The sequence below is a fragment of the Pseudomonas sediminis genome, from assembly GCF_039555755.1.
GTDB classification, from domain to species: domain Bacteria; phylum Pseudomonadota; class Gammaproteobacteria; order Pseudomonadales; family Pseudomonadaceae; genus Aquipseudomonas; species Aquipseudomonas mendocina_D.
Map to the genome: position 1 here is coordinate 1,388,009 of NZ_CP154631.1, position 14,814 is coordinate 1,402,822.

The 14,814-nt window shown below is 62.9% G+C and carries 15 protein-coding genes; 6 read left to right on the plus strand and 9 right to left on the minus strand.

The features are described 5' to 3' along the window. Positions 1 to 63 precede the first annotated feature (63 nt). On the plus strand, positions 64 to 519 hold the full coding sequence (cadR, locus tag AAEQ75_RS06675) for a Cd(II)/Pb(II)-responsive transcriptional regulator (RefSeq protein ID WP_179574757.1): 456 nt from the start codon (positions 64 to 66) through the stop codon (positions 517 to 519). Positions 520 to 576: 57 nt separating this feature from the next. Beyond that, complete coding sequence (locus AAEQ75_RS06680; protein ID WP_099526001.1) at positions 577 to 912, plus strand: YegP family protein; 336 nt, start codon at positions 577 to 579, stop codon at positions 910 to 912. Here the strand turns inward: AAEQ75_RS06680 and AAEQ75_RS06685 are convergent. The 5 genes from AAEQ75_RS06685 to AAEQ75_RS06705 all read right to left on the minus strand — a co-directional run bounded on the left by AAEQ75_RS06685 (position 909) and on the right by AAEQ75_RS06705 (position 5,544). Then, positions 909 to 1,823, minus strand: coding sequence for an SdiA-regulated domain-containing protein (locus AAEQ75_RS06685; RefSeq protein WP_343351263.1), 915 nt, complete (start codon positions 1,821 to 1,823; stop codon positions 909 to 911). The two genes, AAEQ75_RS06680 and AAEQ75_RS06685, sit on opposite strands and share 4 nt — an antisense overlap. 71 nt (positions 1,824 to 1,894) lie before the next feature. After that, a complete protein-coding gene (locus tag AAEQ75_RS06690) occupies positions 1,895 to 2,242 on the minus strand; it encodes a NirD/YgiW/YdeI family stress tolerance protein (protein WP_125874365.1) in 348 nt (115 codons plus the stop codon). A 102-nt stretch (positions 2,243 to 2,344) separates the two neighbouring features. After that, entirely contained in the window at positions 2,345 to 3,262 is a 918-nt protein-coding gene (locus AAEQ75_RS06695; RefSeq protein WP_343351266.1) for an SdiA-regulated domain-containing protein, read from the minus strand. A gap of 111 nt (positions 3,263 to 3,373) precedes the next feature. Next, positions 3,374 to 4,039 (minus strand): fumarylacetoacetate hydrolase family protein, encoded by a 666-nt coding sequence (locus AAEQ75_RS06700; protein WP_343351268.1) that lies wholly within the window; start codon positions 4,037 to 4,039, stop codon positions 3,374 to 3,376. Between the two features lie 113 nt (positions 4,040 to 4,152). Continuing rightward, on the minus strand, positions 4,153 to 5,544 hold the full coding sequence (locus AAEQ75_RS06705; RefSeq protein WP_106733364.1) for an FAD-binding oxidoreductase: 1,392 nt from the start codon (positions 5,542 to 5,544) through the stop codon (positions 4,153 to 4,155). A gap of 181 nt (positions 5,545 to 5,725) precedes the next feature. On the opposite strand from AAEQ75_RS06705, the gene serA reads away from it, so the two are divergent. Next, complete coding sequence (serA, locus tag AAEQ75_RS06710; RefSeq protein WP_106733365.1) at positions 5,726 to 6,955, plus strand: phosphoglycerate dehydrogenase; 1,230 nt, start codon at positions 5,726 to 5,728, stop codon at positions 6,953 to 6,955. Between the two features lie 322 nt (positions 6,956 to 7,277). Here the strand turns inward: serA and AAEQ75_RS06715 are convergent, their stop codons facing one another. Both AAEQ75_RS06715 and AAEQ75_RS06720 read right to left on the minus strand, forming a co-directional pair. Then, positions 7,278 to 7,784, minus strand: a complete 507-nt coding sequence (locus AAEQ75_RS06715; protein ID WP_343351271.1) for a DUF523 domain-containing protein — start codon at positions 7,782 to 7,784, stop codon at positions 7,278 to 7,280. Between the two features lie 18 nt (positions 7,785 to 7,802). Beyond that, on the minus strand, positions 7,803 to 8,426 hold the full coding sequence (locus AAEQ75_RS06720; protein ID WP_343351272.1) for a 2OG-Fe(II) oxygenase: 624 nt from the start codon (positions 8,424 to 8,426) through the stop codon (positions 7,803 to 7,805). A gap of 122 nt (positions 8,427 to 8,548) precedes the next feature. Here AAEQ75_RS06720 and AAEQ75_RS06725 point away from each other — a divergent pair, with 122 nt between their 5' ends. After that, entirely contained in the window at positions 8,549 to 9,289 is a 741-nt protein-coding gene (locus AAEQ75_RS06725) for a hypothetical protein (protein ID WP_343351274.1), read from the plus strand. A gap of 23 nt (positions 9,290 to 9,312) precedes the next feature. Here the strand turns inward: AAEQ75_RS06725 and AAEQ75_RS06730 are convergent, their stop codons facing one another. Then, positions 9,313 to 10,254, minus strand: coding sequence for an alpha/beta hydrolase (locus tag AAEQ75_RS06730; RefSeq protein ID WP_143505207.1), 942 nt, complete (start codon positions 10,252 to 10,254; stop codon positions 9,313 to 9,315). Between the two features lie 125 nt (positions 10,255 to 10,379). Between AAEQ75_RS06730 and AAEQ75_RS06735 the strand changes: the two genes are divergently transcribed. Further along, the gene (locus tag AAEQ75_RS06735) at positions 10,380 to 10,961 is read left to right on the plus strand and encodes a DUF6436 domain-containing protein (protein WP_343351277.1); all 582 of its coding nucleotides are present in this window, start codon (positions 10,380 to 10,382) and stop codon (positions 10,959 to 10,961) included. 173 nt (positions 10,962 to 11,134) lie between these two features. On the opposite strand, the gene AAEQ75_RS06740 is transcribed toward AAEQ75_RS06735, so the two are convergent. Further along, positions 11,135 to 12,163: an AraC family transcriptional regulator gene (locus AAEQ75_RS06740; RefSeq protein ID WP_343351279.1), complete on the minus strand. Its 1,029-nt coding sequence runs from the start codon at positions 12,161 to 12,163 to the stop codon at positions 11,135 to 11,137. Between the two features lie 119 nt (positions 12,164 to 12,282). Between AAEQ75_RS06740 and AAEQ75_RS06745 the strand changes: the two genes are divergently transcribed. Then, on the plus strand, positions 12,283 to 14,661 hold the full coding sequence (locus tag AAEQ75_RS06745) for a penicillin acylase family protein (RefSeq protein ID WP_343351281.1): 2,379 nt from the start codon (positions 12,283 to 12,285) through the stop codon (positions 14,659 to 14,661). Positions 14,662 to 14,814: the final 153 nt, after the last annotated feature.

Sequence of the window (14,814 nt, forward strand, 5' to 3'; positions counted from 1 at the left end):
TATCTGTTGCCGAGTACACACCCTGTAGTCACTATAGGGTCAAGCACTCACGAAGGCGAACCCATGAAAATCGGAGAATTGGCGAAAAAGGCCGGCTGCCAGGTGGAAACCGTGCGCTATTACGAGCGCGAAGGGTTACTCCCGGCGCCCGCACGCAGCGAAGGTAACTACCGCCTGTATGGCGCTCCGCACCTGGAGCGCCTGGTATTCATCCGCAACTGCCGGACGCTGGACATGACCCTGGAAGAGATCCAGCGGCTGCTGGCCCTGCGTGACCTGCCGCACGAGAACTGTGCCGGGATCAACAGCCTGGTGGACGAACATATCGAACATGTTCAGGCGCGAATCGACAGCCTGCAGGCGCTACGCGGCCAACTCACCGAGTTGCGCGACCGCTGCAACGGCCCCAAGGAGGCGGAAGACTGCGGCATCCTGCGCCAGCTCAACGTCAGCGGTGGCGTGCAACCACTGCCGGACGATGGCCATACCCATGTCGGCAAGAGCCACTCGCATTTATGAACTACGCTTGCAGGGCACCGCTCCGGTATCTCACCGGACGCTCAGGGAGAAACGAAAATGGCTGGAAAGTTCGAACTGAAGAAGGCCAAAGACGGCCAGTTCCACTTCAACCTGCTGGCGAGCAATGGCCAGGTCATCCTCAGCAGTGAGATGTACAAGGCCAAGGATTCAGCGCTCAACGGCATCGAATCGGTGAAGAAGAACTCACAACGCGACGGCGCCTTCGAGAGCAAAACCTCGAGCAACGACAAACATTACTTCCTGCTCATGGCCACCAACGGCCAAGTGGTCGGGCAAAGTCAGATGTATGCCAGTGCCGCCAGTTGCAAGAATGGCATCGAGTCGGTGCAAAACAATGCACCGGGCGCGCCGACCGACGACCAGACGAATTAGTCGCTCTGCTTCTTGAACACGTAGAACAGATTCGGCTCGCTGATCAGGTACAGGTTGCCATCGTCGTCCGTTGCCACGCCCTCGGCCTGCGGCACGCCGCGCTGCAGGCCATGTTGCCCACGCAGCAGCGACAGGGTGCTGACCGGCTTGCCATCGGCGTTCAGCTCGATCACCAGGCGTGATTCGTCCGACAGCGCCAGCATGTGGCCCGTTGCCGCATCGAAATCAAGGCTGGAAAGATCGCGCACGAACAAGCGGGCATCACGCTTCGGGTCGGTATTGACCTGCAGCGCCAACGGCTTGCTCTCATCGACGTGGGGGAAACCAAGCACCTCGAAGATACGTACCGGATCGCGCTCCTTGGCCACCAGCAGACGCTGATTCTTCGCATCGTAGGCCAAACCCTCGAAACCCTTGTTGCCGTTGCGGCCGATCCCCAGGGAAAGCTGCTGGAAGTCAGCGGCATCGATCACTCGCGTGGCGTCGTCTATGCGTACCTTGACCAGACGCTGCTCGCGCTCGTCGGCGATCACGTAGACACCGGGCGCCACGTACTCGATAGCCTCAGGATCACCAAAACCCTCAAGGTCGATAGTACGCTTGAGCTCACCGTCCAGGCTCATCTCGATCACCTTGGCCGGCTTATTGGTGACACTGAACAGGCTGCGCCGATCCGGATCGTAGGTCAGCGCCGAGACATCACTGATATCGGCAATAGGCTTGGCCTCGATCACCACGCGGTAGTCGCCTAGCCACAGTGACTGCTCGCGCCACTGCGCACCGTGCTGCCACTCTTGCACGGAGAACCAGGCTCGCTCGAACAATCGATACTGCTGGCCCAGCACGACTCCAATCAACAGCACGAACAACAGCAGATAAAGCCAGGGGTTGATGGAGAGCAGACGACGCATGATGAGTTTCTCTGACTACCACGGAAAAGCCCGCCACGGGCTTAACGTGGCGGGCGGGCGGGATATCGCGATCAGTTGATCAGTTCGACGCGATCGACATCGATCTCATGACTATTGAGGTCCTTGTCGACTTCACCGGTCAGGCGCACCTTGGCGGTTTCAGAAACTTTCTGGCCCGGCCAGTCTTCGTCGTCGATTTCCACCTGGATGGTGCCAGTAGCGTCCTTGAACTCGTAGAGCTCATCCTGCAGGCGCTTGACGATCTGCCCTTCCAGAACAACATGGGTGTCGTCAGCAGCTTCCAGCGCGGCAGCCACGGTAGTGACCTGCGGGGTGGCGCCAGGGCCGGTGTAACCAGTGGCGAAAGCAGCGGTGCTGAGCAGCGGCAGAACCATCAGAGCGAGAGCAGTACGTTTCATGGTGTGAACCTCGTTGTTCGTAAGTGACGGGGTCAGATTAGTGTCGCTAGCTGAAGCCAGACTGAATCGACGCTTAAGCGAAACTGAATCCGTCACGGGCGCTCATCCGGCATCCGGCACCGGTTTACTGAAGACATAGAACAGGTTGGGCTCGGCGACGATATAGATGTTGCCCTCTTCATCCATAGCCACCCCCTCGGCCTGCTTGATGCCTTGCTCCAGACCATTGAAACCCGCATTGAGACTGAGGAAGCTGACCGGCTGACCAGCGCGATCGATCTCCAGCAACATGCGCGACTCATCGGAGAGCACCAGCACGTGGCCCGTGCGCTCATCGACGCTCAATGAGGAAATGTCGCGCAGGCCGAGGTTACCGGATGCCAACGGGTGCAAGCCCCCAACGTCATCGTCAGCTCCCGGGAACGGCATGCTGAATAACCCCAGCGGACTGCGCTCCTTGCCAAGCAGCAGGCTATGGCTACGTGAGTCCCAGCCCAGCCCTTCGAAACCCTTGTTGCCTGACTCGGCGAAGCCCAGGTCGAAGCCGGGAAAATCGGCCGCATTCAATTCAAGATCGTCGTCGCCCAGGGTGAACGTGGTGAGCTGACGACGCCGCTCATCGACGATGGCCATCCGACCGTTGTCCATCATCTCCACGCCCTCAGGGTCGGCGAAACCCTTGAGCTCGATGCGCCGCAGGACTTCACCCTCACGCGACAGCTCCACCAGCAGAGGATTCTTGCCGGTGACGGTGAACAAGGTGCCGGTCTGCGGGTTATAGGTCAGCCCCGAGGTCTCGTCCTTTTCCAGGCCGGCCAGTGCCTTGGCCTGGATCACCGCGCGGTAACCCGGCAACCAGACACTGGCCAGGCGATCAACCAATGGCGTCGAGCGTTCCTGCAGCCATAACTGGGCGCGGTCATCCCAGTGCTGGGTCTGCGTCAGCGCACCCAAGGCGACGACTGCCAGGCCTGAAAGCCAGTAGCGGGGGCGGCGAATCTTACGAAGGAGAGCGGACATCGGCTACGGCTCGGCTGCATGATGGCAATCCGACATCCGCTGTCGAGAGGAGTTCCGCCGTCCAGAGAGGAGGACGGCGGCTGGCTTCAGCGCTCAGGCGCTGAGCGCGTCTTATAGCACGCGGCTGATGAAGCGACTGTGACCGACCAGCTCCAACACCAGCTCGTCGCCCTTGTTCAGCGCACCCACGCCGACCGGCGTACCGGTGAGGATGACGTCGCCCGGCTGCAGGGCAAAGTGCCCGGCCATGTGCTGGATCATCGACACGATGGGGTTGAGCATGTCGCGGCTATTGCCATCTTGGCGGGTTTCACCGTTGATCACCAGGCGAATGCCGATATCGGCCAGATCCTCGATGGCATCGCCAGGCACGAAAGGCGCCAGCACGCAGGCACCGTCGAAACTCTTGGCGATTTCCCAGGGATAGCCCTTCTCCTTGAGCTTGGCCTGCACGTCGCGCAGGGTCAGATCCAGCGCGGGGGCGAAGCCGCTGATGGCGTCTCGCACTTCCTCGGCGTCCGGCTTCTTCGACAGCGGCTTGCCGATCAGTACAGCGATCTCCGCCTCGTAATGCACCGAACCGCGATCATCGGGAATGCTGAAACCGCCATCGAGCGGCACCACACAGGAGCCCGGTTTGATGAACAGCAAGGGTTCGCTGGGCACCGGGTTATTCAGTTCCTTGGCGTGCTCGGCGTAGTTACGGCCGATGCACACGACCTTGCCAAGGGGAAAGTGGACGGTGGTTCCGTCGACGTACTGGTGCTGATAGCTCATCACCGACTCCTGTGTTGTTTATATTGTGGGCATGGCGGCTTGTGGCCGGTGCCGTACCTTAACCGACGCAGGGCCGGATACGAAAACGCCCGCTGTCAGGCGGGCGTCTGCGATCAGGCGAAGATCTTGCCGGGGTTCATGATCCCGTTGGGATCGAACACCGCCTTGATCGCCTTCATATAAGCAATTTCGGCAGCCGAGCGGCTGTATTGCAGGTAATCGCGCTTGGTCATGCCAACACCGTGTTCGGCGCTGATCGAGCCGTTGTATTTCTCGACGATCTCGAACACCCACTTGTTGACCACCGCGCACTTGGCGAAGAAGTCTTCCTTGGCCAGCGCTTCGGGCTTGAGGATGTTCAGGTGCAGGTTGCCGTCACCGATATGGCCGTACCAGAGCACGTCGAAATCCGGGTAGTTGGCCGAAACGATATCGTCGATGTCCTTGAGGAAGGCCGGTACCTGGCCGACGGTGACGGAGATGTCGTTCTTGTAAGGAACCCAGTGGCTGATGGTCTCGGAGATGTATTCGCGCAGCTTCCAAAGGTTCTGCAGTTGCTGCTCACTCTGGCTCATCACGCCGTCGAGCACCCAGCCCTGCTCGACGCAGTGCTCGAAGGTCGCCAGTGCTTCGTTGGCCACATCCTCGTTCAGCGCCTCGAACTCCAGCAGGGCATAGAACGGCGTGCGGCTCTCGAACGGCGCCGGCACGTCACCACGGCCGAGGATTTTCTCCAGGCAGCGGTCGGAGAAGAACTCGAAGGCGGTCAGGTCGAGCTTGCCCTGGAAGGCGTGCAGCACCGGCATGATCGAATCGAAATCCGGCGTGCCGAGCACCATCGCGGTGAGGTTCTTCGGCGCACGCTCCAGGCGCATGGTGGCCTCGACGACGAAGCCCAGCGTGCCTTCGGCGCCGATGAACAGCTGGCGCAGGTCGTAGCCGGTGGCGTTCTTGATCAGGTCGCGGTTCAGCTCAAGCAGTTCGCCAGTGCCGGTGACCACTTTCAGGCCGGCGACCCAGTTACGGGTCATGCCATAGCGAATCACCTTGATTCCACCGGCATTGGTGCCGATGTTGCCACCAATCTGGCTGGAACCGCTTGAGGCGAAATCCACCGGGTAATAAAGGCCCTTCTCTTCAGCGAACAGTTGCAGCTGCTTGGTCACCACGCCCGGCTGGCAGACGACGGTGCGGTCGTACTCGTTGAACTCGACGATGCGGTTCATGTAGTCGAACGACACCACCACCTCGCCATTGGCAGCCACCGCAGCGGCGGACAGCCCCGTGCGGCCGCCCGACGGCACCAGGGCGATCTTGTGCTGATTGGCCCAGCGCACGATGGCCTGCACCTGCTCGGTGGTCTTGGGGAAGACGATGGCCGAAGGTGCCGGAGCGAACTGCTTGGTCCAATCCTTGCCGTAGGTTTCCAGGGAATCGGCGTCGGTCAGTACCTTGCCGGGTTCAACCAGGGTCTTCAGCTCTTCGATCTGGGCAGGGGTGGTCATCTACTGAACTCTCAAAGGATTCATGGTCGCCCTGAGAACCATTCAGGTCGCAACCGAGCATTGAAAAAGGCGAACATGCTAGCATACGCACCCCGTGAATCGAGCTATGCGGTGATCTACGGGCGCTGGCTGAGCTTCTCAGCCCTTCCCTGAAAACATCCCTGGGACAACAGGTACTCCGATGAGCAAGACCTCTCTCGACAAGAGCAAGATCAAGTTCCTTCTTCTCGAAGGCGTCCACCAGAATGCCGTGGACACTCTGAAGGCCGCCGGCTATAGCAACATCGAGTACCTCAAGGGCGCGCTGTCAGGCGAAGAGCTGAAAGAAAAGATCGCCGATGCGCACTTCATCGGTATTCGCTCACGCACCCAGCTGACCGCCGAGGTCTTCGACTGTGCGAAGAAGCTGGTCGCTGTCGGTTGCTTCTGCATCGGTACCAACCAGGTCGACCTGGACGCTGCCCGCGAGCGCGGTATCGCCGTATTCAACGCGCCCTACTCCAACACCCGATCGGTGGCCGAGCTGGTACTGGCCCAGGCCATCCTGCTGCTGCGCGGCATTCCCGAGAAGAACGCCTCCTGCCACCGTGGTGGCTGGATCAAGTCGGCGGCCAACTCCTTCGAAATCCGCGGCAAGAAGCTGGGCATCGTCGGCTACGGCTCGATCGGCACCCAGCTCTCGGTACTGGCCGAGGCTCTCGGCATGCAGGTATTCTTCTACGACACCGTGACCAAGCTGCCGCTGGGCAACGCTACACAGATCGGCGATCTGTATGAGCTGCTGGGTCTGTGCGACATCGTCTCCCTGCACGTACCTGAGCTGCCATCCACCCAGTGGATGATCGGCGAGAAGGAAATCCGTGCGATGAAGAAGGGCGGCATCCTGATCAACGCCGCACGCGGCACCGTGGTCGAGCTGGACCACCTGGCCAATGCGATCAAGGACGAACACCTGATCGGCGCGGCCATCGACGTGTTCCCGGTCGAGCCCAAATCCAACGACGAAGAGTTCGAAAGCCCGCTGCGTGGCCTGGATCGCGTGATCCTGACCCCGCACATCGGTGGTTCCACCGCCGAAGCTCAGGCCAACATCGGCCTGGAAGTAGCCGAGAAGCTGGTCAAGTACAGCGACAACGGCACCTCGGTGTCCTCGGTCAACTTCCCGGAAGTGGCCCTGCCGGCGCACCCGGGCAAACACCGCCTGCTGCACATCCACAAGAACGTTCCGGGTGTGATGAGCGAGATCAACAAGGTGTTCGCCGACAACGGCATCAACATCTCCGGCCAATTCCTGCAGACCAACGACAAGGTCGGCTACGTGGTGATCGACGTCGACGCCGAGTACTCCGACCTGGCTCTGGAGAAACTGCAGCACGTCAACGGCACGATCCGCAGCCGCGTTCTGTTCTAAACCGGAGCGGCTGCGCGTCGGCGGTATGCAGAAATGAACAAAGGGAGGCTTTGGCCCAAGGCGTTGGCTTAATCTGTTGATGCAGATCGCTAACGTCATGATCTGAAAGCCAAAAAGCAAAAGTCCCCAGCAGAAAATATCTCGGCTGGGGATTTTTGCTTATAGGGCCCCTAACCGCAGGCCATCGGGGAATCTTTCAACAGATTTCCCCAACGGCTAGCCTTCGGCCTCCCTTTTCTTTATCTGCAACACGTCAGCGGGCAGACCTGTAGGAGCGAGCTCTGCTCGCGAAGTGGACCATGTTCGCGAGCAGAGCTCGCTCCTACGACTCTAAAGCGCCGCCTTTTTCCAAACGCGTCAACTCGGCGGCCGCTTCGTGCAACTGCATTTCGTTGTACACCTTCACCCCTGCTCGTTTCAGCAGGGCTGCTGTCACACCTTCGCCCGGCACCCGCACACCACTGAAGCTGCCGTCGTAGTTTTCAAGATTGCCGCACGAAGGGCTGCGCGCCTTGAGCAGGGCAAGCTGGATGCAGTGTTCACGCACCAGCGCCAGCGCCTGTTCGGCGCCATCGACGAACGCAACCGTGACATCCTCGCCCTCGATCGTCAGTACTGGCAGCCGACCATCCAACACCGCACTGCCCCGACCACCGCTTACCTCCGCAGGTGCACGTGGCGTCGGCAGGCCGCCCGCCACCTCTGGGCACAGCGCCACCACCCGCCCCTCGTCCAGCCACTGCTGAAGCTGATCGAAGGGACCATGTGCACCACCGTCGTAACGCACCCGATGCCCAAGCAGGCAGCGGCTGACCAGTATCTTCTGCATCGACGTCCTCCCGCGCGCTCAGAGCACGTCGGTGCCGCGGCGCCTGAACCAGCCAGTCAGCGAGCGGCGCTCGCGGGTGGCCGGCAGCACTTCATGGGGTATATCGCCGGAAAGGAACAGCGCCAAGGTGCCGGCCTGCGGCAATACGTCATGCTCACGCCCATCACTCAGATACAGGCGCAACGCGCCACCCTGGTCGGCCTGCCAGCTTTCATTCAGATAAAGCACGGCCGAGACCGTGCGCCGATCGTCGTCGCGGAAACGGTCGAGATGGCGCAGGTAGAAGGCACCCGGCTCGTAGGAGGCGAAATGGCACTCGAAATCCTCGAGCCCCAGAAACAGCTCTCGATTGAGGGCCAGGCGCAAATTATCCATCAGTTGCAGATAGCGGTCACAGGCCTCGCTCTGGCCCGTCTCCAGCCATTGGATGCGGTCACCACGAATGCCCTCCTGCACCTGCTGCGCGCTGCCACGACCAACGCTGGCAGCACTCAGCTCGCCGCTGCGCTCACGCTTACGGCACTCGGCGGCCAGTTCGCGGGTCAGAACCTCTGGGGCGAATAGCTCCAGCAACGACCAACGCTGGCTGGCAAGGTCGTCGATAAGATTGGCAAAGCTGTGTTGCAGGTCAGTGTCGTTCATGGCGCGATTGTACAGCGGCGGAAGGCCCGCTAGACATAGCTCGACAAGCCCCTTTCAGCCACCGAAAATAGCGGGCCGCAGCACCCTGCGGCCGGCCAGGAAAGTTTGCCAAGGAGTTCTCGATGCGCGTTCTGTTTGCCCTGTTGCTGATTGGCCTGACCTTGCCGGCCCTGGCAGACGACCACCTGCGCCTGTATCAGGCTGCCGGTTGGCCGCAACAGCGCGAACATTTCAACCAGGCACTCGACGCCGCCCAGCAGCGCTACCGCAGCACCCTGCCACCGGCGGTTTTCCAGGCCCTGGTGGATAACAGCAATCGCCGCTTCGCCGCTGCCGCCATCGACCAACGCGCGCAGCACAGCCTGGGCATGGAGCTGGCCGACCCGCAGCCGGCGCTGGCCTTCTTCGAATCCGAACTGGGGCGCAAGATCGTCGCCGCCGAAACGCTGGCCACGCGTCGCGATCAGTTGGCCAAGTACGAGAATGGCCTGCCGCGCACCGACGCGGATGCCACCCGGCGCCTGCTGATTCGCCATCTGGCACAGGCACTGCCAGCCAAGGAAGCCGGCGCCGAAGTCAGCCTGGCGCTGGCCGGCGTGGCGGCCGACAGCCTCAGCCAGATGCTTCCCGGCCTGCTCGGTGGCGGCCAGGCCCAGGGGCTGCTCAATGGCCAGCGCGAACGCCTGATGACGCAGATCGAACAAGACCTCGACAACACCCTGCTGCATGTCTACCGCGAATTGAGCGACCCCGAGCTGGAGCAGTTCGTCGAATTCGCCCAGTCGGATGCGGGCAAAGCCTATTACCAGGCCGCGCTGCAGGCTCTGCGTGCCGGCCTCGCCGTGGGCATGAGTACCAATTAGCTGGCGCCAGCGCCGCAGGGCATCTAAGCCAGGCGCTCGCGCAGGAAATCGAAGTACCGCTGGCGCAGCCCCTCGTTCTCATTGGCCAGGTGGTGACGCGCCTCTGTCAGGCGCAGGATCTGCGGCTGATTGAATTTGCTCTGCAGCACCTCAAGGTTGTAGCGCCAGTCCACCGTCATGTCCGCCTCACCCTGAATGATCAGCGGGCTGTGCGCGCTGCGCCCGGCCGCCTCGATATGCGGCACCCACTTGGCCAACGCCCCCACCCAGGCAGTGGGCAAACTGCGTGGCTGCAGGGGGTCGAGGTTGTGCACGAAGTCGATGAAGGTGGCGTCGCTGGAGTTATCGCTGAAGCGCCGTGGAATTTCCCGGACGAACCGGCTGAGCACCCGATAGCTGAGTTTCGACCAGCCCCAGGCACGCGGTCGCACCAGCGGCGCCAGGAGAATGCTTTGCCCCAGTTCCGGACGCTTGCCGTCCGCGAGCAGATAATCCAGCAGGATCGCCCCGCCGGTGCTCTGCCCGCACAGGTGCCAGGGCTGCGGCAGCCCCAGCTCGCTGGCCTGCTCGAACAAGCCGCCCAGCACCTGCTGATATTCGGCGAAATCACCGATGCTGGCGCGCGCGCCGCTGGACAGTCCGTGCCCCGGCAAGTCGCAGGCGAGCACGGCGAAGTTCATGCTCAGCGCCCAGTCGACCACATGCCGGTACAAGCCCATATGGTCGTAATAGCCGTGCAACAGCAGCAGCGTGCCGCGCGGTTCGGCCGGCGCCCACAGCTGCACGGCGATCTGGTAGCCGGCGGCATTGAAGCTGCCGAGGCGGTTGTCCAACCCGGCAAAACGCGCAGCCAGGTCAAAACCGTAGAAGCTGCGGTACGCCTGCAACGCCGGCAAGTCCAGACGCGCTGCGGCCAAGGGTCGCAGCAGGGGGCGCAATTGATCGGGCTGAAACGGCTCTGACATAGGGCTTTCCATAAGTTGCGCGAGGCGCGCGGTCGATACCGACGCCATCGTCTCGAATGCTGCGATATTCAGCTGCCCGACGCATCGTGGCAAGCTACACGCCCTTTTTACCCCCGGCCCGCGCCATGCCCCGCCTGTCCCGCAAGAACCTGCTCATCACCCTGCTCGCCCTGGCCTGGCTGGCCGGCATGGTGCTGGCCTACCGCTGGTTCGAAACGCGTTACCTGCGCACCTTCGACGAGCGCGCGGCGGTGTTCTCCGGCGCCGAACTGCAGCTGCCCACTGCACTGAGCGGCCCCGGTGCGATCCGCCTGGTGCATTTCTGGGACCCGGCCTGCCCATGCAATGTCGGCAACCAGCAGCACCTGGCCGAGCTGATCGAACACTACACGCCACAGGGCGTGCAATTTCACGTCGTCCAGAAGCCCGGCAGCCAGGGCCGCCTGCCCGCCGAACTGGCCGCGCTACAGGTCATTGACGAGCTGCCCGGCAGCGCCAACCTGCCAGCCAGCCCCGCCGTGGCGATCTGGGACAAACAGGGCCAGCTGGCCTACTTCGGCCCCTATAGCGAAGGCCTGGTCTGCAACTCGAGCAACAGCTTCATCGAACCCATACTCGAAGCGCTGGCGGCTGGGCGCAAGGTGAATGCCAGCAATACCCTGGCAGTGGGCTGCTTCTGCGAATGGGCCAAGCCGAGCAACGACTGACCTCGGGGGGGGGGTTAGCCACGCTTCAGGTGAATCGAGAAACATCGCGCAGGTGGGGCGTCGCGTAACCCACCAGACGGTAGATCGCCTTGCGCCGGCGGTGGGTTACGCCGCAGCTAATATGGCGAGTCGACTGATAAACGCAACAGGCGGCTAACCCACCCGGAAGCGCCTCAACCGCCATTCGAGCCGTGGCGCGATACCAGACCACGTGGCGTGCCGCCCTGCCAGCGGCGAAACGCCCGATAGAACGGCGACAGCTCGGCAAAGCCGCAAGCCCGCGCCACTTCGCGCACACCAAGCCCCTGATCCAGCAGGCGCAACGCACGCAGACGCCGCACTTCGTCGTGCAATGCACGAAAACTGCTGCCCTGCTCGCTCAATGAGCGCTGCAAGGCGCTGCGATTGCTGCCCAGGGCCAGCGCACAGGCCTCCAAACTGCAGGTAGCACTACCCAGGTTGACCTCAAGCCAATAGCGCACCCGTACCAGCAACTGGTTTTCCACCAAACCGGCCAACTGCTTCTCGGCTTCCTCACTGAGCACTTCGAACAGTCGCGGGCTGGCACTGCGCGAGGGCCGCGAGAGCAGCGCCCGGGGCAGGATCAGCACGTCGTGCGGCCGCGAGAAAAGCGGCTCGACACCGAGCAGGCGACGATGCTCGGCAAGTTTGCGCGGCGCGCGATGGCGAAACTCCACCCCCAACAGCGGCAGCTCGCCGCCTGCGGACGCCAGCATTTTAGTCAGCAGCACGGCCAGGCATTCCATCTGCTGACGTAACGAGCCCACCTCGCGGTAGTTGAGGTCGATCACCAGCCGCGCTTCATCGCCCTGCTCCTCCAGCCGTGCGGCAAAACCGCCTGAGAGGATGTGCTGGAAGCGCACGAAAGCCTGCAGGCCCTGACGCAGATCACGCGCCGCCAACAGCAGGTAGCTGACCACATCCATCGGCCGTGGCTGCATCACCTCACCCAGGTGCAGGCCGATATCGACATCCCCGCTGATGCCCTCCAGCGCCTGCCAGAAGCGCGGCGCGTTGTCGTGCTCCTCTCGCGCGTCCAGCAGCGGTGCCGCCAGCGCCACGCCGGCGTAGGCGCGGCGGTAGGTGTCGGTCGGGTCGAACCCCAGCGCGGCCAACGCCTCGTAGAGCAGGCGGCGCAAGGTAGAGGAGTGCGTGAGGGCGACGAACGCGTTATCGGGCATGGGGACTCCAGCAGGCTTTGACCATAGACTTTCAGCATCGAGGCATATGGTCAATGCCGACACCAAGGCGCCCGCGCAAAATGCTCGCACGCTTGCCCCACAACAATAAGGATCGCTGGATGAAACGCTCCCTGACCGCCCTTGCCCTGCTGGTTGCCGCCGCAGCAGGCGGCCTGACCTGGTACCTGCACGACAAGCAACCGCAGCGCGATGGCGAGTTGGTACTCGCCGCCCTGCAGGCGCCGGTCACGGTCGACTACGACGAACGCGGCGTGCCGCACATCCGCGCCGAGAGCGAGGCGGACATGTACCGCGCTCTGGGTTTCGTGCACGCCCAGGATCGTCTGTTCCAGATGGAGCTGCTGCGGCGTCTGGCGCGCGGTGAACTGGCCGAAGTGCTCGGCGAAAAGCTGGTGCCCACTGACCGTCTGTTCCGTACCCTGGAAATCGGCCGCCATGCCGATGCCTATGCCGCTCGGCTGGATCCCAACAGCCCGTCCACCCAGGCGCTGAAGCACTATCTGGAAGGGGTCAACCAGTACCAGGCCAGCCGCCCACGGCCACTGGAGTTCGACCTGCTGAGCATCGAGTCGCGCCCGTTCACCGCAGCCGATACGCTCAGCGTCGCCGGTTACATGGCCTACAGCTTCGCCGCAGCCCTGCGCACCGAACCGCTGATGACTCATATTCGTGACGAGCTGGGCGCGGACTATCTCAAGCTGTTCGACCTCGACTGGCATCCGCAGGGCGTGCTTGGCACCTCCCTGGCCGCCGGCGACTGGCAGGATCTTTCCGCCCTCGCCCAACTCAGCAACAGCGCTCTGGAGGGCACTGGCCTGCCGCAGTTCGAAGGCAGCAATGCCTGGGTGGTATCCGGCAGCCGCACCGCCAGCGGCAAACCGCTGCTGGCAGGCGACCCGCACATTCGCTTTTCGCTGCCGGCCGTCTGGTACGAAGCGCACCTGCAGGCGCCTGGTTACGAGCTGTATGGCTACTACCATGCACTGATTCCCAGCGCCATGCTTGGCCACAATCGTGACTTCGCCTGGAGCCTGACCATGTTCCAGAACGACGACCTCGACCTGATCGCCGAGCGCACTAATCCAGACAACCCCAACCAGGTCTGGTACCAGGGCAACTGGGTCGACCTCGAACAACGTACGGAGAGCATCAAGGTCAAGGGCGCCGAGCCGGTGCAAATCACCCTGCGCCGCTCGCCGCACGGGCCGATCATCAACGACGCCCTGGGCCAGACCAGCGGTAGCACGCCGATCGCCATGTGGTGGGCCTTCCTCGAAACCGACAACCCGATGCTCGACGCCTTCTACCAGTTGGGCCGCGCCGACAGCCTGGACAAGGCCCGCGCCGCCGTCGAGAAGATCGAGGCCCCCGGCCTCAACGTGCTCTGGGCCAGCGCCAGCGGTGACATCGCCTGGTGGGCCGCGGCCAAGCTGCCGCTGCGCCCGGAGGGCGTCAACCCGACCTTCATTCTCGATGGCGCCAGCGCTGAAGCGGACAAACTCGGCTATCACCCCTTCAGCGCCAACCCGCAGGAAGAGAACCCAGAGCGCGGCTATATCCTCTCGGCCAACTACCAGCCCGTACCGGCCAGCGGCATCGAGATTCCCGGTTACTACAACCTGCCCGATCGCGGTCAGCGCCTCAACCAGCGCCTGAGCGATGCCTCGGTGAAATGGGACACGCAAAACAGCCAGGCACTGCAGCTCGATCCAGGTACCGGCTATGGTCCGCGCTTGCTGGCGCCGATCCTCGACGAGCTGCGCGCAGCAGCGGCGAACGATGAGGAGCGCGCACTGGTGGAGCAACTGGCCAAGTGGAATGGCGACCACGAGCTCGACTCCGTGGCCGCCACCCTGTTCAACCAGCTGACCTATCAGCTTGCCCACGAAGCCATGGCCGACGAGCTGGGCGAGGTGTTCTTCGACAGCCTGCTGCAGACCCGCGTGCTCGACACGGCCCTGCCGCGCCTGACCGCCAATGCCGATTCACCCTGGTGGAATCGGCAGGGCAGCGAGCAACGCGAGAGCCGCGCGCAGATCGTCGCAGAGTCGTGGCGCGCCAGCCTGGAGCACCTGCGCAGTGTTCTCGGCGATGATCCCGCAGCCTGGGTCTGGGGCCGTGGTCATACCCTTACTCATAGCCACCCGCTTGGCCAACAGCAGCCACTGGCCTGGCTACTGAACGTTGGCCCGCTGGCCGCACCGGGCGGCCATGAGACGCCGAACAACCTGTCGCACAAGGTAGGGCCAGCGCCCTGGCCTGTGGTTTACGGCCCCTCGACCCGGCGTCTGGTCGACCTGGGTGATGCCGGCAAGGCTCTGGGTGGCATCCCCGTGGGCCAGAGCGGCGTGCCGTTCGATGCCCACTATGGCGACCAGGCGGGCGCCCACGTGGCGGGCGAATATCAGCCACAGCACCTGAGCGACGCCGACGTCAAAGCCAACAGCCAGGGCACCCTGCAGCTACTGCCGCGCTAACAGCGGGAACACAGCGTGGTGCGCCAACGGTGCATTACGCTGCACGCTGGTGCACAGCGGCGCTGAGAATAGCGCCGCAGGCCCTCGCCCGAGGGCCTCAACCCCGAAAAACCGCGACTTGCGGCGCTGGTAATAAAACTGGCACACGCCCTG